At 59.3% G+C, this 26258-nt stretch carries 18 protein-coding genes and 1 tRNA gene; 11 read left to right on the top strand and 8 right to left on the bottom strand.

Going from position 1 to position 26258, the window contains the following annotated elements; all coding sequences use genetic code 11:
• The first annotated feature begins 34 nt into the window (after nt 1-34).
• The 6 genes from uxaC (at nt 35) to AC5FXY_RS16100 (ending at nt 6377) form a co-directional block, all read left to right on the top strand.
• Nucleotides 35-1474 (top strand): glucuronate isomerase, encoded by a 1440-nt coding sequence (uxaC, locus tag AC5FXY_RS16125; protein WP_493557729.1) that lies wholly within the window; start codon nt 35-37, stop codon nt 1472-1474.
• Nucleotides 1475-1629: 155 nt separating this feature from the next.
• Nucleotides 1630-2646: a PfkB family carbohydrate kinase gene (locus tag AC5FXY_RS16120; RefSeq protein WP_493557728.1), complete on the top strand. Its 1017-nt coding sequence runs from the start codon at nt 1630-1632 to the stop codon at nt 2644-2646.
• Between the two features lie 25 nt (nt 2647-2671).
• Entirely contained in the window at nt 2672-3349 is a 678-nt protein-coding gene (locus AC5FXY_RS16115) for a beta/alpha barrel domain-containing protein (RefSeq protein WP_493557727.1), read from the top strand.
• Nucleotides 3350-3355: 6 nt separating this feature from the next.
• Nucleotides 3356-4729 carry an MFS transporter gene (locus AC5FXY_RS16110; protein ID WP_493557726.1) on the top strand — a complete coding sequence of 458 codons (1374 nt, stop codon included), beginning with the start codon at nt 3356-3358 and terminating at the stop codon, nt 4727-4729.
• A 15-nt stretch (nt 4730-4744) separates the two neighbouring features.
• The gene (locus AC5FXY_RS16105; RefSeq protein WP_493557725.1) at nt 4745-5242 is read left to right on the top strand and encodes a nuclear transport factor 2 family protein; all 498 of its coding nucleotides are present in this window, start codon (nt 4745-4747) and stop codon (nt 5240-5242) included.
• A 202-nt stretch (nt 5243-5444) separates the two neighbouring features.
• Nucleotides 5445-6377, top strand: coding sequence for a bestrophin family protein (locus AC5FXY_RS16100; RefSeq protein WP_493557724.1), 933 nt, complete (start codon nt 5445-5447; stop codon nt 6375-6377).
• 696 nt (nt 6378-7073) lie between these two features.
• On the opposite strand, the gene AC5FXY_RS16095 is transcribed toward AC5FXY_RS16100, so the two are convergent.
• A tRNA-Arg gene (locus AC5FXY_RS16095) sits at nt 7074-7145 on the bottom strand.
• 146 nt (nt 7146-7291) lie between these two features.
• Here AC5FXY_RS16095 and AC5FXY_RS16090 point away from each other — a divergent pair.
• Nucleotides 7292-8446 carry a DUF2652 domain-containing protein gene (locus AC5FXY_RS16090; RefSeq protein WP_493557723.1) on the top strand — a complete coding sequence of 385 codons (1155 nt, stop codon included), beginning with the start codon at nt 7292-7294 and terminating at the stop codon, nt 8444-8446.
• Between the two features lie 110 nt (nt 8447-8556).
• On the opposite strand, the gene AC5FXY_RS16085 is transcribed toward AC5FXY_RS16090, so the two are convergent.
• Entirely contained in the window at nt 8557-9780 is a 1224-nt protein-coding gene (locus AC5FXY_RS16085) for a Pycsar system effector family protein (RefSeq protein WP_493557722.1), read from the bottom strand.
• Between the two features lie 224 nt (nt 9781-10004).
• Here AC5FXY_RS16085 and AC5FXY_RS16080 point away from each other — a divergent pair, with 224 nt between their 5' ends.
• Entirely contained in the window at nt 10005-13937 is a 3933-nt protein-coding gene (locus tag AC5FXY_RS16080) for a metallophosphoesterase (RefSeq protein WP_493557721.1), read from the top strand.
• A 246-nt stretch (nt 13938-14183) separates the two neighbouring features.
• On the top strand, nt 14184-15332 hold the full coding sequence (locus AC5FXY_RS16075; RefSeq protein WP_493557720.1) for a DUF6268 family outer membrane beta-barrel protein: 1149 nt from the start codon (nt 14184-14186) through the stop codon (nt 15330-15332).
• A gap of 121 nt (nt 15333-15453) precedes the next feature.
• On the opposite strand, the gene ppk1 is transcribed toward AC5FXY_RS16075, so the two are convergent.
• The 6 genes from ppk1 to AC5FXY_RS16045 form a co-directional block, all read right to left on the bottom strand.
• Nucleotides 15454-17556 (bottom strand): polyphosphate kinase 1, encoded by a 2103-nt coding sequence (gene ppk1, locus AC5FXY_RS16070; protein ID WP_493557719.1) that lies wholly within the window; start codon nt 17554-17556, stop codon nt 15454-15456.
• Nucleotides 17557-17636: 80 nt separating this feature from the next.
• Complete coding sequence (locus tag AC5FXY_RS16065) at nt 17637-18134, bottom strand: SixA phosphatase family protein (RefSeq protein ID WP_493557718.1); 498 nt, start codon at nt 18132-18134, stop codon at nt 17637-17639.
• A gap of 145 nt (nt 18135-18279) precedes the next feature.
• Entirely contained in the window at nt 18280-19983 is a 1704-nt protein-coding gene (locus AC5FXY_RS16060; protein WP_493557717.1) for a GEVED domain-containing protein, read from the bottom strand.
• A 339-nt stretch (nt 19984-20322) separates the two neighbouring features.
• A complete protein-coding gene (locus AC5FXY_RS16055) occupies nt 20323-21609 on the bottom strand; it encodes a M43 family zinc metalloprotease (protein ID WP_493557716.1) in 1287 nt (428 codons plus the stop codon).
• 283 nt (nt 21610-21892) lie between these two features.
• Nucleotides 21893-23254: a GTPase HflX gene (hflX, locus tag AC5FXY_RS16050; protein WP_493557715.1), complete on the bottom strand. Its 1362-nt coding sequence runs from the start codon at nt 23252-23254 to the stop codon at nt 21893-21895.
• Nucleotides 23255-23417: 163 nt separating this feature from the next.
• The gene (locus tag AC5FXY_RS16045; RefSeq protein ID WP_493557714.1) at nt 23418-24302 is read right to left on the bottom strand and encodes a GNAT family N-acetyltransferase; all 885 of its coding nucleotides are present in this window, start codon (nt 24300-24302) and stop codon (nt 23418-23420) included.
• Nucleotides 24303-24510: 208 nt separating this feature from the next.
• Here AC5FXY_RS16045 and AC5FXY_RS16040 point away from each other — a divergent pair, with 208 nt between their 5' ends.
• Both AC5FXY_RS16040 and rfbC read left to right on the top strand, forming a co-directional pair.
• On the top strand, nt 24511-25635 hold the full coding sequence (locus tag AC5FXY_RS16040) for a glycosyltransferase family 4 protein (RefSeq protein ID WP_493557713.1): 1125 nt from the start codon (nt 24511-24513) through the stop codon (nt 25633-25635).
• A gap of 76 nt (nt 25636-25711) precedes the next feature.
• A complete protein-coding gene (gene rfbC, locus AC5FXY_RS16035; protein WP_493557712.1) occupies nt 25712-26257 on the top strand; it encodes a dTDP-4-dehydrorhamnose 3,5-epimerase in 546 nt (181 codons plus the stop codon).
• Nucleotide 26258: the final 1 nt, after the last annotated feature.

Raw genomic sequence — 26258 nt, 5'->3', positions numbered from 1 at the left:
TAGCTCTAATCAGCTAGCTTCTAGCTCACGCGCTATGAAACCCTTTCTCAACGAAGATTTCCTGCTTCAGTCCGAAACGGCCCGCACGCTCTACCACGAGTATGCGAAGCAGATGCCCATTATCGACTACCACAACCACCTGCTGCCCGACCAGATTGCCGAAGACAAGCAGTTTGAGAACCTGACGCAAATCTGGCTCTACGGCGACCATTACAAGTGGCGCGCCATGCGCACCAACGGCGTGGACGAGCGGTACATCACGGGCGACGCTTCGGATTGGGAAAAGTTTGAGAAGTGGGCCGAAACGGTGCCCTACACCCTGCGCAACCCGCTGTACCACTGGACGCACCTGGAGCTGCAGCGCTACTTCGGCGTGACGGAGCTGCTGAACAAAGAGTCGGCGCGCCGTATCTACGACCACTGCTCGGCCCTGCTGCGCACGCCCGAATACTCGGTGCGCGGCCTGCTGCGCAAGATGAACGTGGCCACGCTGTGCACCACCGATGACCCGGCCGACTCCCTGGAGCACCACCAGGCTATAGCGGCCGACCCGTTCGGCGTGCAGGTGCTGCCCACGTTCCGCCCCGACAAATCCATGGCCCCGGAAGACCCTACGGCCTACAACGCTTACCTCGATAAGCTGGCCGCTTCGGCAGCCGTCGACATCGTGACCTACCAAGACCTGCAGCAGGCTCTGCGCGTGCGTCACGACTACTTCGCCGCCTTGGGCTGCCGCCTCTCCGACCACGGACTGGAGCAGATCTACGCGGCTGATTACACCGACGCCGACATCACCCGCATCTTCACCAAGGTGCGTGGCGGCGAGCAACTGGAGCAGTCGGAAATTCTGCAGTTTAAATCGGCCATGTTGGTATTCCTGGCCGAGTTGGACTGGGAGAAAGGCTGGACCCAGCAGTTTCACCTCGGTGCCCTGCGCAACAACAATGCCCGCATGCTGCGTCAGCTCGGCCCCGATACCGGCTGGGACTCCATCGGCGACTTCCCGCAGGCGCAGGCCCTGTCGAAGTTCCTGGACCGCTTGGACAACCAGGATAAGCTGGCCAAAACCATCCTCTACAACCTGAACCCTGCCGACAACGAGCTATACGCTACCATGATCGGTAACTTCCAGGACGGTTCCGTGGCCGGCAAGATGCAGTTTGGCTCGGGCTGGTGGTTCCTGGATCAGAAAGACGGCATGGAGCGGCAGATCAACGCCCTCTCGAACATGGGCCTGCTGAGCCGCTTTGTGGGCATGCTCACCGACTCGCGCAGCTTCCTTTCGTACCCACGCCACGAGTACTTCCGCCGCATCCTCTGCAACCTGCTCGGCAACGATGTGGAAAACGGCGAACTGCCGGCCGACATGGAGCTCCTTGGCCGCATGGTGCAGGACATTTGCTACCGCAATGCCGAAGAGTACTTCGGCTTCCAGCAAGTGACTCAAGAGGCCTCGGTAGCCATCGAAGCGTAACCCCCTAAGAGCTCCGGCAACGTTCCCGCAAACGTTGCCGGAGTTTTTATTGGGCATAGCGGATTGTTCAGCCCCGTTTCCTGCCGATTTTGTCGGTAGACCTTTACCATTCAACCACCGAGGCCGTGCGAAACCACGGCGTCTTCGTCCCCGGAATGAAGCAGATTGTCACGTTTGGCGAAATCATGATGCGGCTCTCGCCGCCCTTGAACTACCGCTTGGAGCAAGCCTCGGCGCTGGAAGTCACCTACGGCGGCGGCGACGCCAACGTGGCCGCTTCCCTGGCCTGCCTGGGCCTGCCCGCCGCCCACGTTACCTGCTTCCCCGACCACCAACTGGGCCGCGCCGCCACGCAGCAGTTTCGCCGCCTCGGCGTGGATATGCGCCACGTGGTGTACACGCCCAACACGCGCCTCGGCCTGTACTTCCTGGAAGTCGGCTCCGCCTTGCGCGCCAGCACCATCGTCTACGACCGGTTCGATTCGGCTTTCGCCAAGCTAAATCCTGCTGATTTCAACTGGGAAGAAATCCTGAAGGATGCCCAGTGGTTTCACTGGACCGGCATCACGGCCGCCATTTCGGCCTCGGCCGCCCAGGCCTGCCGCGACGCCATTCAGGTGGCCCGCCGCCTCGGCATCACCGTCTCGGCCGACGTGAACTACCGCCGCAACCTGTGGCAGTACGGGCAGCGCGCCCAGGACGTAATGCCGGGCCTCGTAGAAGGCTGCGACGTGGTAGTATGCTCCGAAGGCGATGCCGAAGACCTGTTTGGCATCAAAGCTGACGAAAGCGCTGAAAACGGCTTCGCTTCCATGGCCGAAAAGCTGATGCAGCGGTTTCCGCAAATCAAGCAGGTAATGGCTACCAAGCGCAAAACCCAGAGCGCCTCGCACGAGCGCATCAAGGGCATGCTGGTGGAAGCCGGCAAGGGTTACCAGCAAACGCCTTACTACGACATCACGCCCGTGGTCGACCGCATCGGCGGCGGCGACGCGTTCATCGCCGGTTTCATCTACGGCGCGCTGAAGCTTGATTCCTCAGAGCAGGCGCTGGCTTTTGCCACGGCCGCTTCGGCCCTCAAACACACCATTCACGGCGACGTGAACCTCGTTACCGCTGCTGAAGTGGAGCACATCGTGGCGGGCAACGTCACCGGCCGTTTGCTTCGCTAATCTCTCATCCGACATCCCACCCGCCATGCCCTACGCTACCGACAACGCTCCTAAGATTTCTTCCGCCGACGTGCTGGCCCGTGTGCTGGAGGCCCCGGTAATCCCGGTGTTCTTTCACGCCGATGTGACGCACGCGCAACAGATCATCTCGGCCTGCTACGCGGGCGGCATCCGGGTGTTCGAATTTACCAACCGCGGCTCCAACGCCTTCGAGGTGTTCTCCAAACTGCGCGGCTACGTGCGCGAGAATTGCCCCGACATGCTGCTGGGCATCGGCACCATCTACAACGCGCAGGACGCGGAGGCCTTCATCCAGGCCGGCGCCGATTTCGTGGTGCAGCCCGTGACCACCGCCGACGTGGCCGCCATCTGCCGCCACCACGACGTGGCCTGGGTACCCGGCGTGATGACCCTGAACGAGATTTTCCACGCCACCCGCCTCGGCGCGCCGATGGTGAAGATCTTCCCCGGCAACGTGGTCGGCCCCGACTACGTGAAGGCCGTGCACGGCCCCATGCCCAAGGTGAAAATCATGGTGACCGGCGGCGTAGAGCCCACTACCGAAAGCCTCGGCGCTTGGTTTGGGGCCGGTGTGAGCTGCGTGGGCATGGGCTCCCAGCTCTTCAAGAACGCCGACGACCTCGACGCCCTCTCGGCGCGCATCGCCGATCTGATGGAATTTGTCAAAACCGTTAAACGCTAATCCGGCATGCCCACGACCACTCCTCAATCGTTGGTCAGCCCCGCTGGACCAGCTGTTAGCCCCTCCGGGCCCATCGGCAAATACCGGTGGACCATCTGCGCGCTCGTGTTTTTTGCCACCACGGTAAACTACCTCGACCGGGCCGTTATTTCGCTGCTGAAGCCCTACCTCGAAACTGAGTTTCGCTGGAACGACGCCGACTACGCCAACATCGAAATTGCTTTCAAAGTAGCCTACTCGCTGGGCATGGTAGGCGCAGGGCGCGTTATCGATAAGCTCGGTACCAAGATGGGCTACGCCCTCTCCACGCTGCTGTGGAGCCTGGCCGCCATGGGCCACGCGGCGGTGAGCAGCACGCTGGGTTTCAGCGTAGCCCGCGCCTTCCTGGGCGTGACCGAGGCCGGCAACTTCCCGGCCGCCATCAAGACCACGGCTGAGTGGTTTCCGCAGAAAGAGCGCGCCCTAGCTACCGGCATCTTCAACTCCGGTTCCAACGTGGGCGCTATCATTGCGCCGCTTACGGTGCCGCTTATCGCCGAGACGATCGGCTGGAAGTGGGCCTTCATTATTACCGGCGCCTTGGGCTTCGTGTGGCTGATTTTGTGGTTTATGTACTACGAAGTGCCCGCCCGCCAGGCCCGCCTGAACAAAGCTGAATTTGACTACATCCACAGCGACGTGGATGATATGGCTGCCGTTTCTGTCGAGACTCAGCCCAAGGTATCGTGGTTCCGGCTGCTGAGCTTCCGCCAAACCTGGGCCTTCGTGCTTGGCAAGTTCCTGACCGACCCCATCTGGTGGTTCTACCTGTTCTGGTTGCCCGACTTCCTGAACAAGCAATACGGCCTCAAAGGCACCAGCATTGCCTTGCCGGTGGCCATGGTGTACGTGCTGTCGAGCATAGGCAGCGTGGGTGGCGGCTGGATTCCGCTGAACTTCATCCGCCGCGGCTGGCCGGCCTTCCGCGCCCGCAAAACGTCCATGCTGCTCATCGCGCTGTGCGTGTTCCCCATTGTGTTTGCTCAGTACCTCGGGCAGATCAATATGTGGCTGGCCGTGCTGGTTATCGGCATTGCGGCGGCGGCTCACCAAGCCTGGAGCGCCAACATCTTCACCACGGTATCCGACATGTTCCCCAAGCGTACGGTAGCCTCCGTGACGGGCATCGGCGGCATGGCCGGTGGCTTGGGCGGCATCTTGCTGTCGGCCTTGGTACAGAAGCAGATGTTCGTGTACTACGAGAGCATCGGGCAGAAAGAAACGGCCTACTTCATCATGTTCCTGATCTGCGGCGGGGCCTACCTGCTGGCCTGGACGCTGATGCACTTCCTGGTGCCGAAGATGAAGCCTATCAACCTTGACACTCAACCCGCCGCCTAATTCGGCCAATCGACGATGAAACGACTGTTTTCGCTTACGCTTGGTGCCTTGCTGGTATTGATGCTGGCCGCCTTCACCACCGTTCATAGCCAATCAGGTAAGCCCTCCGCCAAGGATGCCGCGGCGGCCAAGGAAGTGGAAGCCCTGGAGCGGCAGCGCTTCGAGGCGCAGGTAAAGAAGGATTATGCCTTCTTGGAGAAAGCCTTTGCTGATGACCTGGTGTACACCCACTCCAACGGCAAGCAGAACGGCAAGACGGATTACATCCAGAGCATACGCGACGGCAAAAGCCAGTACGAAAAGATTGACGTGGAAGCGTTGAACGTGCGCGCTTACAACAACGGCCAAGCCGCCGTGGTGAACGGCACCATTACCATCACGCTGCCCAACAAGCCCGACGGCACGCCCAATCTGGCGTACCTGAAGTACGTGGTGGTGCAAATAAAAGACCCCAAAAAGGGGTGGCAAGTGGTGCTGTGGCAGTCGCAGAAACAGCCGGAAGCCAAATCGTAACGCCTTGTTGGTGTGTGCCTAAACGAACCGCGCCGCTTCTCCTAAAAGAGAAGCGGCGCGGTTCGTTTAACCGGAAGCGAGTAGGGCTTTTGTATTGACCTTAACCGCTTTGGTGAAAAACGTACGTATAAAACCGTGAACTGTAAGCCGCACGGCGATTGTGAGCAGGGGCTACCCGGGCCCTTGAACGGAGCAATCAGCCGTGCGCAAACTTTTGTTGCCCATGCTGCTCGATACCAAGCTACCCTTTAGCTACATCCTTAACCGCATCCGCCCCGACGTAATGCGGGTCCTGTTCATCTCGCTGGCGTTTCAGCTTCTGAAATGGTTTTTTGGCGCTTACCTGCCACCCATTCCGCTGCAGCTGCCTGCCATTTTGGGTAGCTCTATCTCACTGTTGCTCGCCTTCAAAATCAGCCAATCTTACGACCGGTGGTGGGAAGCCCGGCGCATTTGGGGCGCCATCGTCAACGACTCCCGCACGTTGGTGCTGCAGGTTAGTAGCTTCGTGAAGAGCGAGTTTTTGCGGCCTGCCGCAGGCGAGTCACCGCTGAAAGTGTTGGCTTATCGGCAAATAGCCTGGGTGTACAGCTTGGGACAAGCCTTACGCGGCCACGATGCCACGGCTGGCTTGGAGCCATATCTGAGCGAGGCAGAATACACCCAAATGCAAGGCCACAGCAACAAGCCCTTGGTGCTGCTGGCACTGCACACGCAGCAGTTGAAGGCCTTGTTTCAGCAGGACGCTATCAACCCCTTTCAACAAGTGCAAATCGATGCCACCTTGGTGCGCCTCTGCGAATCGATGGGCGCCTCCGAGCGCATCAAAAACACCATCTTCCCTACGAGCTACCGCCTGCTGGTCTACTTTTTTATTTACGTGTTCCTGTTTACACTTTCCCTTGGGCTGGTTGAAACCATTGGGCTGTGGGAAGTACCGGTGCTGCTGACTGTAGCTTCTACTTTCTTCCTGTTGGAGCGCACCGCCCGTTATCTGCAAGACCCCTTCAACAACAAGCCCACCGATACGCCCGTCACGGCCATTGCCCGCACCGTTGAAATCAACCTAAAGCAGCTGCTGCAGGAGCCTGATGTGCCGCAGCCGATGGCACCAGGGCCTTATTATTTGATGTGATTGGTAGACAAAGACTGTTGTATGGTCAATCAATGTTATTGATTGCCGGGTGATTGGGTACAAACGACAGCTCCCTTTTCGTAGTTGAGTTCCGAAACGCGAGGATCAACTAAGCTGTATTTGACTTCTGCGCAATCCCCAAGGCGGAGGCCTCTCTTCTTGAATGTTACTTCATACTTAGTGCCTGCCATGTCATAATAGCGGCATACTACTTCGGTAGGACCTGTTCGCAGCCCCGGAGGCTTACCAACCCAGATTATTTTTCCTCGGGTAACAGCGTATTGCTTCATCTTCTCTCGTTTTGAGAAGTAAGACTGTACGCACGCAAAACACAGAAGTACAAGGGCCACACGAAGGCAAACCCGCCATATCCTGTTAAACCTACTATTCCCCTGCTTACGTAGGCTCTTTGCTGTATTCACCAGAATAAGGAGACTTAATTAACGGTGAAGCGAGGGTTGCAACCGGAGCACTGTAGCAGGCAGAGGGCGAAACTAAAGTTGCGCAACGCTACGAGTTTTTGATAGCTCGAACAGCGCAAGAAAGCTGTATAAGTCGGGTTTGCTAGCGGAAATAAGAAAGTCGAAACTGTATGACGCCTAAAGTTTCAATGAATGGACAATGCGCTGTTCTTGACTTCTATAAGCTGCTTAAATAACACAAAACGCGCTTCCCTAATGAAAGCGCGTTTTTTAGTAGCCGCGACGGGAATCGAACCCATATCAAGCGTTTAGGAAACGCCTATTCTATCCGTTGAACTACGCAGCCAAAAGGTACCGTCTACAAAGATAATCCGAAACCCTAGCGTGACAAGGTGCGACCACGCAGCCGCGGGCATATATCCTGCCGCGGGCTGGGTCCGTATAGGCGTCGTCGGGCGCTGTTGCTGCGGCCCACTTCCGTTAGCGCCTTATATGAGTTTACTAGATGATCTACGGGCGGAACGCCGTTTGGCCGGCGTCCGCCAAGCCGATGCTGCGGCCGATGATACGCAGCCTGCCCTGCTGCTGATTCCCGATATCAGCGGCTTCACGCAGTTTATTGAGGAGGCCGACCACCCGCAGGCCCCGCACTTGGTAGCTGACCTGCTGGAAATCCTGATCGAAGCCAACATCCTGGACTTGGAAGTGGCCGAAATTCAAGGCGACGCCATTCTCTTTTACCGCCTGGGCGAGCCGCCTTCCGTGGCTGAGATGGTGGAGCAGTGCCGCCGCATCTTCCTTGATTTTCAGAACTACCTGCGGCTGGTGGCCCGCGATACTGACTCGGAGCTGGGAATAACACTGCACGAAATCGGCCTTACACTCAAAATCATTGGGCACTACGGCCGGGTGAGCGTGGCCGAAATCCGGGAATTCACCAAGCTGCTAGGGCGCGACGTGATAGTGGCCCACCGCCTGCTCAAAAACAACGTGTCCGGCTCGGAGTACATCTTGCTCACCGAAGGCTACCTCCAAACGCAGCCACCGGAGGCCGTTGCGCGGTGCTTCAGCTGGACACGGTTGCAGCACAGTGCAGCCGTGTACGAGCACCTGGGTGAAATCAGCTACCGCTACGCCTACCTTACGCCCTTGCGCCTGCTGCTGCACACCGAAGGCGACAACGGCCGATTGCCTTCCACGGGCCGCATCAAGATGAAACGCATGGTGCGCGTGCCCGCTGCCTTTGCCCTGCGCGTAGTGAGCAATCTGCGCTTGCGGCCGCATTGGCTGGCCGGTACTACGGCCGTGCACTACGACGTCACCAAGGCCCACCGACCCGGCGCCAACTACAAGCTGGACCTCTACAACGGCCAGATTGACCTGCAGGCCGTGCAGCGCATCGTAGCTCCCGACCACATTGAGTACGTGGAGAAAGTGTCGCACTGGCGGCTGTTTCCCAATGCTTTGCTGTTTTTCTACCTGGAAGAAGTAGACGCCGAGCATTGCCTGCTGAGCGTGGAATTCCGGTACGGCCACGTGGCTAGCTCGTACCGCGTAATCCGCCGCGGCCAGCTGCGCCGCCTGCGCCGCTGGCTGGCCATTTCTCTGCGCCAGCTTGCCGAACTGTGCGAAAAAATGAAGCGTTGATGCACGACGCTCGCGTACTGATGAAGAAAATTAGGCAGTGGGTGCAGTGAAGTCCTAAAGGGCTTCACTGCACCCACTGCCTAATCCCGCTAACTAAGAAAGTCAGCGCATTAGCTCTTGTACAGCATCACAATGGCGAAGGCCAGAGCTGTCAGAATCAGGCCAATCATGAAGATGGTGTAGCTGATGCGGAGCAGGCGGTATTTGCGGGTCAGCACTTCGCCCAAGTAATAGATGTCCGTCACCATGTTGGTGTACAGCAAGTCCTTGTTGCGCATCAGCTCGTGCATGCCTTCCTGGAAGTTATCGAGGCTGAGCTTGGTGAAGTTGCCGAAGAATAGCAGGTTTACGCGGCGGTTGGTGGCAATCTGGGGCGAGCGACGCAGCCACTTAAAGCTGGTCACGTCGGGCTGGGCCGATAGGATGGACGTAACCACTGAGCCCAGGGCCGTGGCCACCAGCAGGGCCATGGGAATGGCCAGTACCGGATTCTTGGTAAAAGCCGGTCCGATCTGCGAGGTCTTGGCTCCGAGGTAGGTGATGATAACCGACAGCAGCACCGTGTTCAGGCTGATCATCATGTTGGCCTTTTGGTCGGCCATCTGCGAGAGGCGAATGTGCTGGTTGTAAGTGGAGCGAAACATCGTCTCCACGCCGCGCTTGCCTTCGGCAAAGCCTTCCGACTTCTCCTGCTTTTTCTTTTCCTTTTTCTCGATTTTTTTGAGCTGGTCGCGCTGCTCCTTGATGTTGACCTTCAGCTGCTCCTGGTAGCGCTGCGTCCCGACCTCGGTGAGGTACTGGTGCTGCATCAGGAAATCAAGCTGGTACTCGGCCCATTCCTTGTTGCTGAACACCCGACCTTGTGTGGCTTCCCACTCGGTACGCAGCAGCTCGGCATCGGCCATACAATCTTCGCGGCCGAGGTTGCTCATGTCGGCGTCCACCATCAGCTGCTGCAGCACGGTGGTGCGCGGCTCGTTGCGGTGGGTGCTGCGGATAATTTCCTTCACCACCTCTATGCGGTCGACTGGGTAGCCCTGGGCTTGTAGCCACTGCTCGGCCAACTCCATGCTACGGTACTCGTGGCCGTCGTAACGGTCGAGGTAGCCCGTATCGTGAAACCACGCGGCCAGGATCAGGGCCTCGTGGTCGGCTGGGGCGAGGCCGGCGGCTTCGCCCAGGGCAGCGGCTTCCTTGGCTACGGTGTTGGTGTGCCTGAAACTATGGTATACCAGCTGGCGGGGCAGCTGCTGATCAAAAAGCTGCTCAATGTAGGCCTTGGCTTTCTTGACAATTTCGGCCTTGGCCGGTTTGAGAGTAGGAGTCGTTTCCATTGACGGAGAAAGGAGGTCAGGCGAGGTGGCGCCCTGTATGGGTGTAGAACGCAAGCGCGGCCGTCGGGTTCCGTCTTAAGCTCAACCGCAACGGTGCCGCCTGCGTAACGACCCTAGCCCAACGCCGCAGCGTCGGGCTGCGTACTGGCACTGTATAATAGTGCCCGCTTTTTTTGAGCCGCTGCGGCGGCTGTTCGTTGCTTGTACCTGCACGCCCTTTGTATATGACCCGACCTCTCCTGACTAGCCTGCTGCTGCTGGTCGGTAGCCTGTTTTGGCAGCCGCTTGCGGCTCAGCATGGCAAAACCCAGACCGCTCACCCCGAGCGCCCCAACTACCGGGGCATTGGTAAAGACTGGGAAAAACAGACCCCGCCCGACAGCTCTCAGTTGCGCTACTCCGTGTTTCTGATTGGCGACGTTGGCGCGCCCATCCTGCCCGACAAGGGCGGCGAGCCTTCCCTGAACTTCATGCGCCGCGAGATTCTGAAAGCCGGCGAGCGAAGCACCGTCGTGTATCTCGGCGACAACATCTACGAGTACGGCCTGCCGCCCGTGGGCGCCTACGACCGCAAAGTGTCGGAAGACCGCCTGATTACGCAAATCGATGTGCTGCGTAACTACCGCGGCGAGAAGTACATGATTCCCGGCAACCACGACTGGAAGCAGGGGCTGCCCGGCTCGGTGGATCAGGTTATCCGGGCGCAGGTGTTCATCGAAGACTACATGAACAAAGACTCGGCGGCCTTTACGCGCACCGGACCCTTCTACGTGCCCGCCAACGCCTGCCCCGGGCCTTATGAAATCCTGGTGCAGGACAACCTGGCCATCATTGCCATCAACTCGCAGTGGTTTTTGCAAACCCGCGAGCGGCCCTACGGCTCCAACAGCGGCTGCGGCGTAGCCAACGAAACGGACTTCTTCGTGCAGCTGGAGGACCTGATGGCCAAGCACCGCAACAAGAACGTCGTCGTGGTGGGGCACCACCCCATCTTCTCCGACGGGATTCACGGCGGCTACTTTACCCTGGCCGACCACATCTTCCCGATCAGCATCGTTTATAAATACGCCTTCCTGCCGCTGCCCATAATTGGCTCGATTTACCCCTTTGCGCGCAAGTACGGCGGCATCTCGCAGGATATACCGCACCCCTTGTACCAGCAGTACAAGAAGGGGCTGATGGACGTGTTTCAGAAATACCCAAACACCATCTACGCCGCCGGCCACGAGCATAACCTGCAGTACTTCAAAGTCGGCGACTTGCACCACATCGTATCGGGCTCGGGCTGCAAAACCCAGCACGTGCGCACCGGCCGCGACGGCGACGCCATCTTCTCCGACAAAGAGAAGGGCTTTGCCCGCGTGAACTACTACCAGAACGGCGAGGTATGGACGGAGTACTGGATTCCCAATGAGACCGGTCAATCGGGCCGCTTGGTATTCCGGCAGGCGCTCTATGCCAAGCAAGCCATTGCTGGTGATGCGCCCACCGCGCCAACCGTCGACCCGTTCAATGTGAACATTCCGGGCCGCCCCAACTTTACGGACTCCACCGTGACGGTGGCCGTGAACACGCGCTACGCCAAGCGCGGCGGCCTTCACCGCACGCTGTTCGGCAACCACTACCGGGCCGAGTGGGCTACGCCAGTGAAGTTTCCGGTGCTGGATTTGGCCAATGAGCGCGGCGGACTGGAGGCCTACCGCATCGGCGGCGGCAAGCAAACGGCTTCGTTGAAAATGCGCAACGAAGAAGGCCGCAACTACACCTTGCGCAGCCTCGACAAGGACCCCGCGGCGGTGCTGCCGGAAGCTCTGCGCGAAAGCGCTGCCCGCGACATTCTGCAGGATCAGATTTCAGCCCAGCACCCGTACGGTGCGCTGGTGCTGCCGCCGCTGGCCAGTGCGGCTGGTATTCTGCACACCAATCCCGAGTTGCGCTACGTCCCCCGCGACCCGCTGCTGGGCCAGTACCTGGCGCGCTTCGAAAACACGCCCGTGCTTTTGGAAGAAGATGCTAAGGATGACCAGAGCAACGTGGCTTCTCTGGGCTACGCCCGCAACCTGGTGGGCACCGACCGCGTGCTGGAACGCCTCCGCCAAGACAATGACAACAAGATCCGGCCGAAGGCCTTTGCCCGCACCCGCTTGTTTGATATGTGGATTGGCGACTGGGACCGGCACGAGGACCAGTGGCGCTGGGCTGAGGTGAAGGACGAGGATGGAGACCGAACCTTTACGGCTGTGCCCGAAGACCGCGACGTGGTATTCTTCAAGGGCGACGGATTCTTTCCGTGGCTGGCGCGCCGCAAGTGGGCCATCCGCAACTTTCAGAATTTCGGCAGTGACTACGCCGATTGGAAAGGCCTGAACCTGACGGCTCTGGCCAACGACCGGGTATTCCTGGGTGAAGTATCGAAAGCAGACTGGGTAAAAACGGCCGAAGACATGAAGGCGCGTCTCACCGATCAGGTGATTGACGAGGCGTTGCGCACCCGCTGGCCCGCCGAGATATACCAGCTGCACGGTCCGGAAATAGCCGCTAAGCTTAAAAGCCGCCGCGACCTGCTGCCTCAGTTGGCTGCCGACTATTACGAGCTGCTGAATGAGAAAGTGGAGATAAAAGGCAGCGAAAAGCAGGAACGCTTCACCATCGAGCGTCTGCCCGACAACAAGACGCGTGTGCTGGTAAAGAAAGTCAACAAGGAAGGCAAAGCCACCAAGACACTCTGGGACCAGACCTATGACGGCCGCACCACCAAGGAAATTCGCGTGTATGGCTTGGCTGGCAACGACAGCTACCGCGTCACCGGCAATGTGCCCCGGGGCATTCGGGTGCGCATCATCGGGGGCGTAGATCGGGACACCATCATCGACGAAAGCCGCGTGGGCGGCGCCCTGCTGCGCCCGCACTCCCTGCAGGTGTACGATGCCGACACGGGCAACGTAATCCGCCCGGGCCGCGAAACGCGCCTGCGCCTGCAGCCCGGCACCGATGTCAGCCAGTACGACTACGCCTCGCGCACCGACCGCAAGGATTACAAGCTGCCGTACTTCGGACCTTCGCTGTTCTTCGGTTTCAACATTGATGACCGGCTGTTTTTCGGTGGCGGCGCTACTTACCGCACCTATGGTTTCCGCCGCGAGCCTTTCGCTACGGAACAGACGCTGGTGGCCAACTACGCGCCCACTTACCGCGCCTACAACGTGCGCTACACCGGTACCTTCACCGATGTAATAGGCAAGTACGACCTGCTGATCAACAGCCAGCTCTACGGCCCGCAGCTGCTCTATAACTACTTCGGCAAAGGCAACGATACCCGCAACGAAGCCCAGCGCGACGACCGCGGCGACACCAATAACCGGCTCATCACCCGCGACTACCGCATCCGCTTTTCGCGCTTCGCTTTCCAGCCCACGCTGGAGCGCAACCTGTTCAGCTTTCTGAAATTCGGCATCGGGCCGCAGTACGATCAGTTTCGCGTATCGCGCGACGAGGTGGGGCAGAAACTGGCCGAGGGGCTGGATGCCGACGGCAACGGGGTGAGCGGAGCCGCCATCGGTATTCGGGCTTCCGATTTCCAGACCAACCGCTACCTCGGTGCCCGCGCTTACCTGAGCCTCGACGCCAGCTCTTCGCCTAAAAATCCGCGCATCGGATTGCGCTGGTTTAACTCGGTGGAGTACAACCGCCAGATTCACGGCGAAAACCTGGACTTCTCACGCCTGACTTCGGAAGTGCGTTTTTACGTGACGCCTAACTTCCCGTTCCAGCTCACCTGGGCGGGGCGCATCGGCGGGGCGCGCAACATCGGCGACTACCGCTTTTACCAAGCCAATACCCTCGGTGGCACCACCAACCTGCGTGGCTACCGCCGCACCCGTTTTGCGGGCCGCGGCACGCTGTACGGCAACGTGGAGGCCCGTTTGCAGCTCTTTACCTTCAACGCTTACCTGGTGCCCGGCAAGTTCGGCATCCTGGGCCTGGCCGATGCTGGCCGGGTATACAGCACCGAGGATCAACGCACGGGCCTGCGTGCCTTCCACAACGGCGTAGGCGGTGGCATTTGGGTCGATGTGCTGAAGCAGGCCGTCATCAATGCCACCTACACCGTGGGCGAAGAGCGGTTGATTAACGTCGGGTTCGACTTCCTGTTTTAACCACACCGAGGCGTGAGTCGCGCCTCGGTTTGCTGGGCTCCGCCAGGGCATTTCGATGGCCGTATTCCTGCTGACAGGGACGGACCAACGGGATGAGCTGGCGGGGCTTCGGCTTTCTGGCACTTCCCTCATTTTCGAGCCGCGCAATTTGCCGTTGCATCTCAGCCATCGAGGTTAATAACACGTTAAAGGCAGGAAGCTTTATGTAGCGCTTCGTTCGCCTTAGACCGTTTTTTGCACTTCAGCATGCCCCATCATATTCTCAAAGGGCTGTGGCGCAGCTTGCGCCCGGGCCGTTGGTTACCATTGTTACTGCTGGCCCCCGCAGCGGCTTACGCGCAGGAAAGGCCGCCGCGCACGCCGGTGTACCCGGCCCCGGCTCCGCTGGCCACTGATAGCACACGCTACGGCTCGGCCGGGCGGAGCCAGGAATTTGCCGTGCCCTCGGTGCTGGGCATGGGCCCAAGCAAAGGCATAGTAGCGCACCACGAGCGCCTCGGCAACTTTCGGGTAAACACCGAGCTCAACGACCGCAACCCGCAAGGGCAAGCCAGCAACACCGTTACCAAGAACGCACGCTCGTTTATCAAGGCCTACGCGCCGCTGCTCAATAATCCGCACCTGAAGCTGATTCTGGGTATCAACTACGACCGCGAGGAATTTCAATTTGAGAACCCAGACGCGTCGCCTTTCTACCGCAACCTCGAAGACAAAGGCCTGAAGGTACTCGGCACGCAGCTGGCCGTCATTCGGCCCGTCGATGAGGTACACTGGTACGTAGCGCGCATCAAGGGCGAGCTAAACGGTGACTACACGTCCCGCGAGTTGACGGTGGGCGACTACCTGAAGATGTCGGCGGAGTTTATCTACGGTTGGAAGCGGAGCCCCAACTTCGCGTGGGGCATTGGCGGGCAGTTGGGCTACACCTTCGGGCGGCAGAGTATTTACCCTGTAATCTTGTACAACCGCACGTTCAACCCGCGCTGGGGCGTGGAGTCGCTGTTTCCGGCCCGCGTGACGCTGCGCTACAATGCCTCGCGCAGCACCCTGTTGTACGCCGGTTACACCGTCGACGGGATGAACTACAACATCAAGCTGCGCGAACCGCTGGAAAACGGCTTGCGCACCGTGATTTTGCGCCAGACCGAACTAAAACCCCGCGTACGCCTCGAACGCGAGATTTATGACTTCCTGTGGTTTGGACTGGAAGGCGGCTACCGCTACAACGCCAATTTCAACGCCCTCGACGAAGAAGCCAATCAAGGTTTCAGCCTGTTCCGCCGCGGCCGGCGCCCGCGCATCATCGATAATACCTTGGGCGGTGCGCCTTACGCCAGCATCGAGATATTCCTGGTGCCGCCGCGTAAGTTTTTGAATAAGTCGTCCAACCAGTAAGGCTCGGCAACGCGGAAAGGGTTTTGCGTTACTGCCGATACATCCCGACATGCAAAATGCCCGCGCCGAGACGCGGGCATTTTGCATTTATGTGCTCTAAAGCAGCCTAGCTGTGGTGCCTTTACTTTGACTTCGTCGAGGCGGGTTTGCGGTTCTTCAGGTATTCGTAGGTGGCTAACTGGGCCTGCACAGGCGGCTCGCCGGCTTCCGCTCCAATCAGTTGGTTTTGCCAGTCGCGCGACTTGGTGTTGTCGCGGCGCTGCAAGTCCAGCAGGTCACGCACTTCGCGGCGGACGTCGAGGTCGTAAAGCGGGAAAGCTACTTCCACGCGGCGGCTGAGGTTGCGCCCCATCCAGTCGGCAGAGGCGATGTACACCTGCTCCTCACCGCCGTTGCCGAACACGTACACGCGGGCATGCTCCAGGTAGCGGTCCACAATGCCACGCTGGGTGATGTTGCTGCTTTGGCCCTCCACGCCGGGTACCAGGCAAGAAATGCCCCGGATAAGCAGCTCTATTTGCACGCCGGCTTCGCTGGCCTCGTATAGCTTTCGAATCATCTCCTCATCTTGCAGCGCATTCAGCTTCAGAATGATGTAAGCTTTCCTGCCGGCTTTGGCCTGTTTGATTTCTGCATCGATAAGCGCGTTCAGGCGCGTGCGCAGCTCAAACGGGGCTACCAGCAAGTGCTCAAACGCCCCGGGTGGGCGTAGGCTGCGGAAGAAATCAAATACGCGCAGCACTTCCGTGGTCAGCCGGGCATCGGCCGTAAACAGGCCGTGGTCGGCGTATACGTGCGCGGTGTCTTCGTTGAAGTTACCGGTGCTCAGGTACGCGTAGTGCCGCGGGTGCTCCGCTTCGGTGCGCGTGATGAGCAGCAGTTTGGAGTGCACTTTCAGATCGGGCACGCCGTAGATGACAGTAGCGCCGGCGCGCTCCAGCTTTTCGGCCCAGCGGATGTTGGATTCTTCATCAAAGCGCGCCTTCAGCTCCACCACCACCGTTACACGCTTGCCGTGTTGGGCCGCTTTGAGCAGGGCTTTGGCCACGGCACTTTTATCGGCCACCCGGTACAGGGTGATGGCCACATCGGTTACGGCCGGATCTTTAGCGGCTTCGCGAATCAGGCGCGTGACGTAGTCAAACGATTGGTACGGGAAGTGAATGAGTTGGTCGCGCTCGGCAATAACGGCCAGCATACTTGCGTCCTTGCTGCGCGGCAGCGTGGGGTGCGGCAGTGCGGGCTGCGGCGAATACTGCAGCTCCTTCAGCCCGAAGCCTGGAAAACCGAAGAAGTCGCGGAAATTGTGGTAGCGGCTGCCGCGCACCAGTTCGCCCGGCCCGATGCCGGTTTTTTGCATGATGGCACGCAGCACCGGCTGCGGCATGGTCGGATCGTAGAGCAGCCGGGCCGGGTAGCCGGTTTCGCGTTTCTTCAGGCTGCTCTTGATTTTGGCCAGCATGTTGCCGGATACTTCCTCTTGAATGTCTAGCTCCGCATCGCGCGAAATCTTGATGCCGTGCACCTCAATGCCATGATATTTAGGGAACAGCTCGTGCGCGCAGCTGCGAATCACATCGTCCAGAAACATCACGTAGCGCTCATCGCCCTCGGTCGGTAGCTCCACAAAGCGGCCGCCGTGGCGCTTGGTGGGCAGTTCCATCACCAACACGCGCTCCTCATCCTCCGTCTTTTTGCCTTTGTGGTGGCCGGTGAGGTAAAAGGTGAGGTACACGGTCTGGTCCTTTAGAAAAAGGTGGTGCAGGTTGTCGTCGAGCACGATGGGGGAGAGCAGATCCTGCACCTGCTCGCGGAAGTAATCCTGGACCCAGCGCCGCTGTTCGTCGGTGAGGTCTTGCTCGGTGATGAGGTGGATGTGGTGGCGTTGCAGCTCGGGCAGCAGCTGCGTGCGGAACGTTTCGCCGAACTGCTCCTGCTGCCGGCTCACTTCGGTTAGTACTTTCTGCAGCTGTTCGGTCGGGTCCTCGCCGAGCTTTGCGCGCGTTTTGCGCTTCAGATTTTGGAGGCGGCGCATGGTGGCCACACGCACCTTGAAGTACTCATCGAGGTTGGAAGAAAAGATGGCCAGAAACTTCAAGCGTTCCAGCAACGGCACTTCCGGGTTTTGGGCCTCTTGCAGCACCCGGGCATTGAAAGTAAGCCAGCTCAGCTCACGGTCATGCAGCGTCGACTCGGGGGCTGGGGAGGGAATGGCTTGGGGCATAGGGGCAGTAGTGTATTGGGAAAGCGGGGCAGGCGGTCCGAGCTCGGAGTTTACCCTTTTGCCGCTTCATCGGTTGGCTTTTAATCGTGGGAGTTCTTCGGATAATCGAAGAAGTACAGCTCGGCGTTGGAGCGGTGCACCTCGGCCCAGCTGTTAGCATGAAAGTGCAGGCAGGCAATGGCCGCCGTGGGCATGTCCTGTACCTGGTTCGGGGACAGTAGGTTTACCGTTTCCGTCATGGTAGGGTTGTGGCCGGTCATCAGTACGGAGTTGGCTTCGTCGGGTAGTTCCCGGATGATGTCAACTAGGCGGTCGGCATTGGCCTCGTAGATGCCATCGATAACCTGAATACGCTCCGGCGGATACTGCAGCTCCTTGGCCACCAGCGCTGCGGTGCTCAGGGCCCGCACAGCCGGGCTGCTCACCAGCAGATCCAACTGAATGTTGCGCCCAGCCAAAGCCTGCCCCATATGGGGTGCGTCTTCGCGGCCGCGGTTGTTCAAAGGACGCTCTTTATCGCTCAGGCCTTCGAAGTTCCAGCTCGACTTGGCGTGGCGCATCAGGTACAAAATTTTCATGGGAATGCTGGAGCTTGGGGTGTGGGTTTCTTTACTCTGCCGCAGCCAAAATAGTTGTTGTTCGGTCTCGGGCAGCCGGCAAAAAAAGCCCGCCCCGCCGGGAGGCGGAGCGGGCTCGTTTTCTAGCTCGGAAAGGCAGCGAAGGTTACTGCTTCACGAAGCGCTGGTGTATCACTGTGCCACCGTCCTGGAGGCGCAAGGTGTACACGCCAGCGGGTAGGTTTTGTACTTCCAGCATACCGGAGCCGTCGTAGCGCACTTGCTTCATGCTGGCACCGCGTACGTCCAGTACTTCTACCTGTACTTCGGCCGCTTTGTGGGCGGCGGGCAGCACCAGGTTCAGCACGTCAGAAGTCGGGTTCGGGAACAGCTTGTAGTCGGCGGCCGTGGCTTGGTCGGGGGCGCTGGTGCGCAGGCCGCCGGTCACGTTAATAGAGTAGTCCTCGGTTTCGCCGTAGCTGTAAGAGTTGCAGCTGGTGGTGGCCGAGTTGTCGCTCATTACCACGCGCAGGCGGGTTTTGCCTGACTTAGCCGTGGTGGGTACGGTAAACACGCTGCTCAGCGTGGTGGCCGCGTTGCTGGAGCGGCTGGCTACCAGTTCGCCCGAATCGGTGAAGTCGCCGTCCTGGTTCCAATCGATGTAGATCTTCCAGTACTCGGTATAAGCCGTGGAAGCAAAGCCAGCCGAGTAGTAGATGGTTTGCGACGAGCCGGCGGCCACCGAGGTGCTTAGTGCCGTGCCGTTATAGTAGCCGGCATCCTTTGACGACGAACGGTTGATCGAGCCCAGTTGCACCAGGTCAACCCACTCGTAGCTCACGTTCGTGCCCTTCGAAGCGCAGTACGTGGGCGTGGTAGTGGTAGGCGTGGTGCCGCCATCAGAGGTCAGCAGCGAGGCGCGGGCACCTCCCGTGGCAAACAGTGCGTTCATGCGCGACGACTGGCCCGTGGAGAACATGTACATGCAGGCGTCGTCGGTGTAGTCCATGTAGTTCATGAACATGTCGCCGTTCGGGCCATTGGAGCAGCTCACCTTCGGGAAGCTGGGGCAGCCGTAGTTCTGGCCGGCTTGGTTCGGGGTGTCCGAAACCTGGTCCGAGCCCGTGCAAGCTCCGCTGTCGTCGCCCCAGATGTGGCGCAGGTTCAGCCAGTGACCCACTTCGTGGGTGCCCGTGCGGCCCTTGTTGAAAGGCGCTACGGCCGAGCCACCGCGACCAAAAGCCGTGGTAAGGATAACGACGCCGTCGGTGGCGGCGGCACCGCCGGGAAACTGCGCGTAACCCAGCACACCGCCGGAGAGGTTGCACACCCACAGGTTCAGGTATTTGCCCGCCGGCCAGGCGTCGCTGCCGCCCGAGCTGGAATACTTCATCTGGTCGTCGGTACCCCAGGAGGTGCGCGTCGTCGACTTACGAATGACGCCGGAGGTGGCATTGCCGTTGGGGTCGCGCTTGGCCAGCACGAACTCAATGCCGGCGTCGGCGGCCAGGCCCGCGAAAGCCGATGGAACGCTTGTGCGGTCGGCGTTGAGTTTGCGGAAGTCCTCGTTCAGTACCGCAATCTGCGACTGAATCTGGGCATCCGAAATGTTCTGGGCCGTGGTGTTGTACAGCACGTGCACCACTACTGGAATGGTAATCACGGCGCTGGTGCGCTGCGCCGTGGTCGGATTGGCTTCGAAGTCCCGCGTTTGGGCCTCGATAGCCGCCATGCGCTGCGCCATTCCAGGGTCGGCAGCCAGTCGGTGGGTAAGGTTGTCCATGGTCGCGCAGTTGCGCGTCGACTGGGCTTGTACACCAGTCGTCCATAGACTTAAGCAAGCTAAAGCAGCGTAGAACGTTTGCTTCATGTGGAGTGGTTTGGTAGTGGAGAAAGAGGGGAAGGGCTGGGAATCTTTAAATTTGGGCTGACAATTATTGTAAAATTGTTGGTTAAAGCAATTGAATGTTAATAAATTTTTATTATTCTGTATTGTGAGGTTGTGGCAGTTAGGACATGTCAAGCAGAACGGTACTTTTGCGCCTCAATTATTAATATATAAGTTTAATGATATAACCTTGTATTCAAGCTTGCCTGAAAATGGCATTGAAGATCAATGCTTTAATGGGCGGGGTTTTAATCGAGAAAGTCAAAGCCATACAAAAGCCGGCCCTAGATGAAGGCCGGCTTTTGTATTCGGCTCAAATGCTTACTCCTTCACGAAGCTTTGCTGTGAGATATGCTCGCCAGTGGTGATGGTGATGCGGTATAGCCCTTTGTTGAGGCCCTGCACATCGAGTTGGCCGCTGCCGGCATCGTAACGAACGTTCTTCATGACCTGGCCATGGATATCATATACCGTTACGGTAGCGTTGGTCGTGGCGCGGCTGGCACCCTGTTCCGTCAGGTTCAGCACGCTGCTGGCGGGGTTGGGGTACAAGGCATACTGCGGAGCGGTGGCCGTGCGCGGTGCGGTGCCGCCGTTCGAGGTCAGCAGCGAGGCGCGGGAACCACCCGTGCCAAACAGTGCATTCATGCGGGCCGACTGGCCGTTGGTGAACATGTACATGCACCGGTCATAGGTGTAGTCCATGTAGTTCATCCACTGGTCGCCGTTCGGGCCGTTGGAGCAGGTTACTTTGGGGAAGCTGGGGCAGCCGCTGTTAGAAGTTTGCTGGGTTGGCGTATCGGCCACAAAGTCATTGCCGCAGGTGGCATCGCCCCAGATGTGGCGCAGGTTCAGCCAGTGACCCACTTCGTGCGTGGCCGTGCGGCCCTTGTTGTAGTTGCTGGCAGCACCACCGGGTACCGAAGAGTACAGGCATACCACGCCATCGGTAGCAGCAGCGCCACCGGGGAACTGTGCGTAGCCGAGCAGACCTTGGCCGAGGTTGCATAGCCACAGGTTCAGGTACTTATCACGCGGCCAAGCGTCGCTGCCACCTTTGCTGGTGTACTTCACAAAATCGTTGGAGCTGAACGAACGGGTTTTCGTTGAGCGACGGACGATGCCTGTGGTAGCGTTGCCGTTGGGGTCGCGCTGGGCCAGTACAAACTGAATGTTGGTGTTGGCTGCATCACCGGCAAAGGCCGCCGGCACCAGGCTGGCATCGGCATTGGCTTTGGCAAAATCCTCATTCAGTACCCGGATCTGGGCCTCGATTTGCGAAAGCGGCACGTTCTGGGCCGTGGTGTTGTACACCACGTGCACCACTACTGGAATGGTGATTACGGCGTTGGTGCTGCGCTGCAGCATCGGGTTCGATTCGTAAGCGCGGGTGTGGGCTTCAATATCAGCCAAACGCTGGCGGCGGGCCGGATCGGCGGCTAGCTGTGCTTCCAGCACTTCCATAGTCGCGCACTGGCGGCCGGCCAGTTCGGTTACCGGCCCAAACGGAGCGGGAGCAGCCTTGCGGGTCTGCTCTTGGGCTGCCAGCGGCAGCGTCATCCCGAAGCCCATGCCCATGAAGGCAATAGCGTAGAAAATTCTTTTCATAAAATGTGGTTTGGTTGGGAATGTGTGTTGGAAGGAACTAAAATCCAAGGACAAGATTTTTACAGAAATTCAAATTATTAAGTTGTCTGATTTTAAATTCAATAATTTATATGTGTTTATCCATTAAACCATACCAGAATTCAGAAATCTGGCTTTGCGCGGTGTATAGAAGGTTTCGGTACCAAGAGGAGCTTTAGAAAGCTCAAAAAAAATCTTTGCTTGAGGCAAAAAAAGCGGTCGACAATTCAAGATTGCCGACCGCCAACAGGGTAACCATCAGGGGCTATTCAGTCGAGTATGCACTCAGGTCTGCAAAGGGCGGATGTCCTGGGTAGTTCTTTTCGTACAGCCCGCGTAGGTGACGCGCCACCATGGCCCGCAGCTCGTCGATGTTAGTGCGCTCCTGCGCCGAAATAAATATGACCGGATCGTGCAGGCGGGCCATGTAGCTGGCTTGCAGCTGCTCCAGGGTAGGGCGGTGCTGTACGTCGTCGGCGTGGTGCAGGTCTTCGTCGCGGTCGGGCTCCACGTCGTGCAAGTGGGCGGCCGGGTCCACATCGGTGCTGTACTGGTCAATTTTATTAAACACCAGGATGGTCGGCTTTTCGGCTGCGCCGATGTCCTTAAGCGTGTCGTTGACCACCTGAATGTGCTCCTCGAACATGGGGTGCGAAATGTCCACCACGTGCAGCAGCAAATCGGCTTCCCGAATCTCGTCCAGCGTCGATTTAAAGCTTTCGATCAGGCGGGTGGGCAGCTTGCGGATAAACCCAACGGTGTCGGACAACAGGAAAGGCACGTTTTCGAGCACCACCTTGCGCACCGTGGAATCGAGGGTAGCAAATAGCTTGTTTTCGGCAAACACATCGGCGCGACTGAGCAGGTTCATCAGCGTGCTTTTGCCCACGTTGGTATAGCCCACCAAGGCTACGCGCACGATGCCGGTGCGGGCTTTGCGCTGGGTCTGGCTTTGCTTGTCGAAGTCCTTAAGCTGCTCCTTCAGCAGGGTTATTCGGTCGCGCACCACGCGGCGGTCTGTTTCGATTTCTCGTTCACCCGGGCCACGCATGCCCACGCCACCGCGCTGGCGCTCCAAGTGGGTCCAGAGACCAGTGAGGCGGGGCAATAGGTACTGGTACTGAGCCAGTTCTACCTGGGTGCGGGCTGTAGCCGTTTTGGCGCGCGCCGCGAAGATGTCCATGATCAGCAGCGTGCGGTCAAGGATTTTGACCTTCAGCTCCTTTTCCAGGTTGCGCAGCTGCGAGGGGGATAGGTCGTCGTCGAAAATGACCACGTTGGTGCCGTGGTGCTGCACGTAAGCGCGAATTTCCTCCAGCTTGCCCGAGCCCACGAAGGTGCGGATATCGGGCTTTTCGAGCTTCTGGACAAAGCGCTTGGTGGGCACGGTGCCGGCCGTTTCGGTAAGAAACGCCAGCTCATCGAGGTACTCGGTGGTGAGGGCGTCTTCCTGGCGCTTATCGGGCACGGCTACCAGCACGGCAGTCTCGGCCTCATGGCCGGTTTCGTAGGTAGCGTCTTTGTTGCCTTTGGCCAGAATGCGGCCAGCGCGGCCTTTCACCGTATCGGTAGCGCCGGGGTGGCGGGTAGCGCTATGGCGGCGTTTGGAAGTGGGGCGGTTAGCCATATAGTAGCGGGGTCAGAGAGAAAAGAAGCCGACCATTGAGCGGGCTTCCGTGCGTAACATACGATAAAGGTGGCTTGGGAGGTGAATGCGTTGACCCTCGTTTCGCCACACACTGAGCCTAAGCAGCCTATTCTTCAGCTTATGGCTTGGCGCCGTTACCGCGCTATTTCAATGTGAGGCTATACGCGGCTACCTGTTCAATTTGCTCGGGCGTAAGTTGATCCTTGAAGCCGGGCATCTTGCCGAGCCCGTTCGTAACCATGTACACCCGTCCCATCTGGTTGAGGTTACTTTTGGTCAGGTCGTGGGCGCCGTTGAGGCCTAGCTTGCCGTTTTGGCCGTGGCAGATAGCGCAGTTCTGCAAAAACAGCGCCTTGCCTGCATTGGCCACGCCAGCATCCGCGGCTATGGGGGCGGGTGCTTCCGGAGTGGCGGCGGTAGAGCCACCGCTCTGTCCGCAGGCGGACAAGCACAATGTAAGCAGCGCCAGTACCCCACTCCGCAGGGAGCCAGCTGCCGCCGCAGCCGGGGTCGGGCGCAGCCGCGCCCACTGCCACACTTCGCCCTCCGTGGGGTCAAGCGCCGTCCCGATGAACTGCATCCCGGCCTTTTCCAGCACCCGGCAAGAGGCATTTCGCTCGGGATGCGTGAGAGCCTCTACGCGTTGCACTTCGGGGTGCTGAAAGGCAAAATCCACCAGCGTCTGGGCTACTTCCGTTGCCAGGCCCTGTCCGCGGTAGTCAGGCATCAGGCTGTAGCCGACTTCTACCGCGCCGTCCGCGGTAGGCCGGCCCTTAAAGCCCGCCAGCCCGATAAGCTGCTGCGCTTCGCGGTGGATAACCAGATAAGTCCACCAGCCCAACAGCTCGGGTTGCCGGCGCAGGTGTTGGTAGCCAGGCGCCAGCGCGGCCGTAGCCTCCCGGGAGCCCGGCCAGTCCTCGGCGGCGGCTACACCCAGCACAGCGGCCAGCACGTGGTGGCCGGCCAGCGCGGCCTCAAAATGGGCAGTGGTGCACGGAATGAGCTGCAGGCGCGGGGTACTAAGCATGAGTAAGCAGATGATTGGGCGAAAGTACGGAAAGGGGGCAAAGACAGTGGAGTGCAGCTTTTGCCGACGGTATCTACACCCTCTCCAGTATTATGAACGGCATTGGCTACACGAAAGGGTCCCGGTAACTGCAGTACGCCCCTGTTCTGGCTACCAAAGCCCAACTGCCTACCTTTGCGCCCCGGCGCCCAACCGCGCCGGTTTTTTTATGCGCGTTGCCATTGTTATCAATACCAGCTGGAACATCTGGAATTTTCGCCGCAACCTGGTGCGGGCCCTCCAGGCGGCCGGGCACGAGGTGCTGGCCATAGCCCCGCCCGATGCCTATTCTCAACGGCTCGAGACCGAACTGGGCTGCCGCTACGTGCCCATTCCGATGGAAAATAAGGGTACCAACCCCGTCAAGGATGCCCTGCTGACCAAGCGCTTCTATGACATCTACCGCCGCGAGCGGCCCGATGTGGTGCTGCAGTACACCATCAAACCCAATATCTACGGCACGCTGGCGGCGAAGCTGGCCGGCATTCCGAGCGTCAATAACGTCTCGGGGCTTGGCACGGTGTTCATTGTGAAGAACTTCGTAAGTAAGGTGGCCCTGGGCTTATACCGCTTCGCCTTCCAGTTTCCCAAGCGCATCTTCTTCCAGAACGACGACGACCGGCAGCTCTTTCTGCAGCACGGCCTGGTGAAACAGGAAGTAACCGACGTGCTGCCCGGCTCAGGTATCGATGTGGACCAGTACCGACCCGATGCCGCCGCGCCCGTGCGCCACGAGCCATTTACTTTCCTCATGATTGCCCGCGTGCTGTATGAGAAGGGGGTGGAGGAGTACTTCGAGGCAGCCCGACAGGTGCGCCAGGCCGTGCCCGGTACCCGCGTGCAGCTGCTCGGCGGCATCGATGAGTCGGGTGGAGTGGGCGTCAAGCGTGTGGTGTTTGAGCAGTGGATGCAAGCCGGAAACGTGGAATATCTCGGCACCTCCGACGACGTGCCAAGCCACATCCGGCAGGCCGACTGCGTGGTGCTGCCTTCGTACCGCGAAGGCACGCCCAAGACGCTGCTGGAAGCTGCCGCCATGGGCAAGCCCATCGTGACTACCGATGTGCCCGGGTGCCGCGAAACCGTGCAGGATGGCCACAACGGCTACCTCTGCCAAGTACGCTCCGCCGATGATCTGGCCGCCAAGATGCTGCAGGTGCTGCGCCTGCCCGATGCTGAGCTGCGCCGGATGGGGCAGGCTTCGCGCCAGTTGGCCGAAACCAAGTTCGACGAGCGGCTGGTGCTGCAGAAGTACCTGCAGGTAATCGACGAAATCGGCCGGCGGCGACCGTAGCGCCAAACGGTATAGCTATTTTGCGCGTAGGCTCTCGGCCACTCCTCTATTGACAATTTCTCTCTCCGCCCCCTAAATGGAAGTTATTCAGCACCCGCTCAGCGGCGTAATCGAGCTAATTCCGCGCGTATTTGGTGATGCCCGCGGCACCTTCTTCGAATCGTTCAGCGCCCGCGTGCTAGCTGAGAAAGCCGGTATTACGGAGGATTGGGTGCAAGACAACCAATCCAACTCGGCCAAAGACGTGGTGCGCGGCCTGCACTTTCAGCGCCCGCCCTACGCCCAGGCCAAGCTGGTGCGCGTGGCCCAAGGCCGCGCCGTGGATGTGGTAGTGGACATCCGCCGCGACTCGCCCACTTACGGTCAGCACCTCACGGTGGTGCTCGACGCCGAGCGCAGCAACATGCTCTACATCCCGGTAGGCTTTGCCCACGGTTTCGTCGCGCAGGAAGATGGCACCATCTTCCTCTACAAGTGCTCCAACTATTACCACCCGGGCTCCGAAGGCGGCCTGCTCTGGAACGACCCGGCCCTGGGCATCCAGTGGGGTGTGGCAGCGCCCACCGTTTCGCCCAAAGACGAAGTGCTGCCTCGATTAGCCGAGCTGGACAGCCCTTTTTAGC

The organism is Hymenobacter sp. FMD4, from assembly GCF_058932745.1.
The sequence above is the reverse complement of the archived record's forward strand: the minus strand, read 5'-3'. Positions and strand labels throughout refer to the sequence as shown.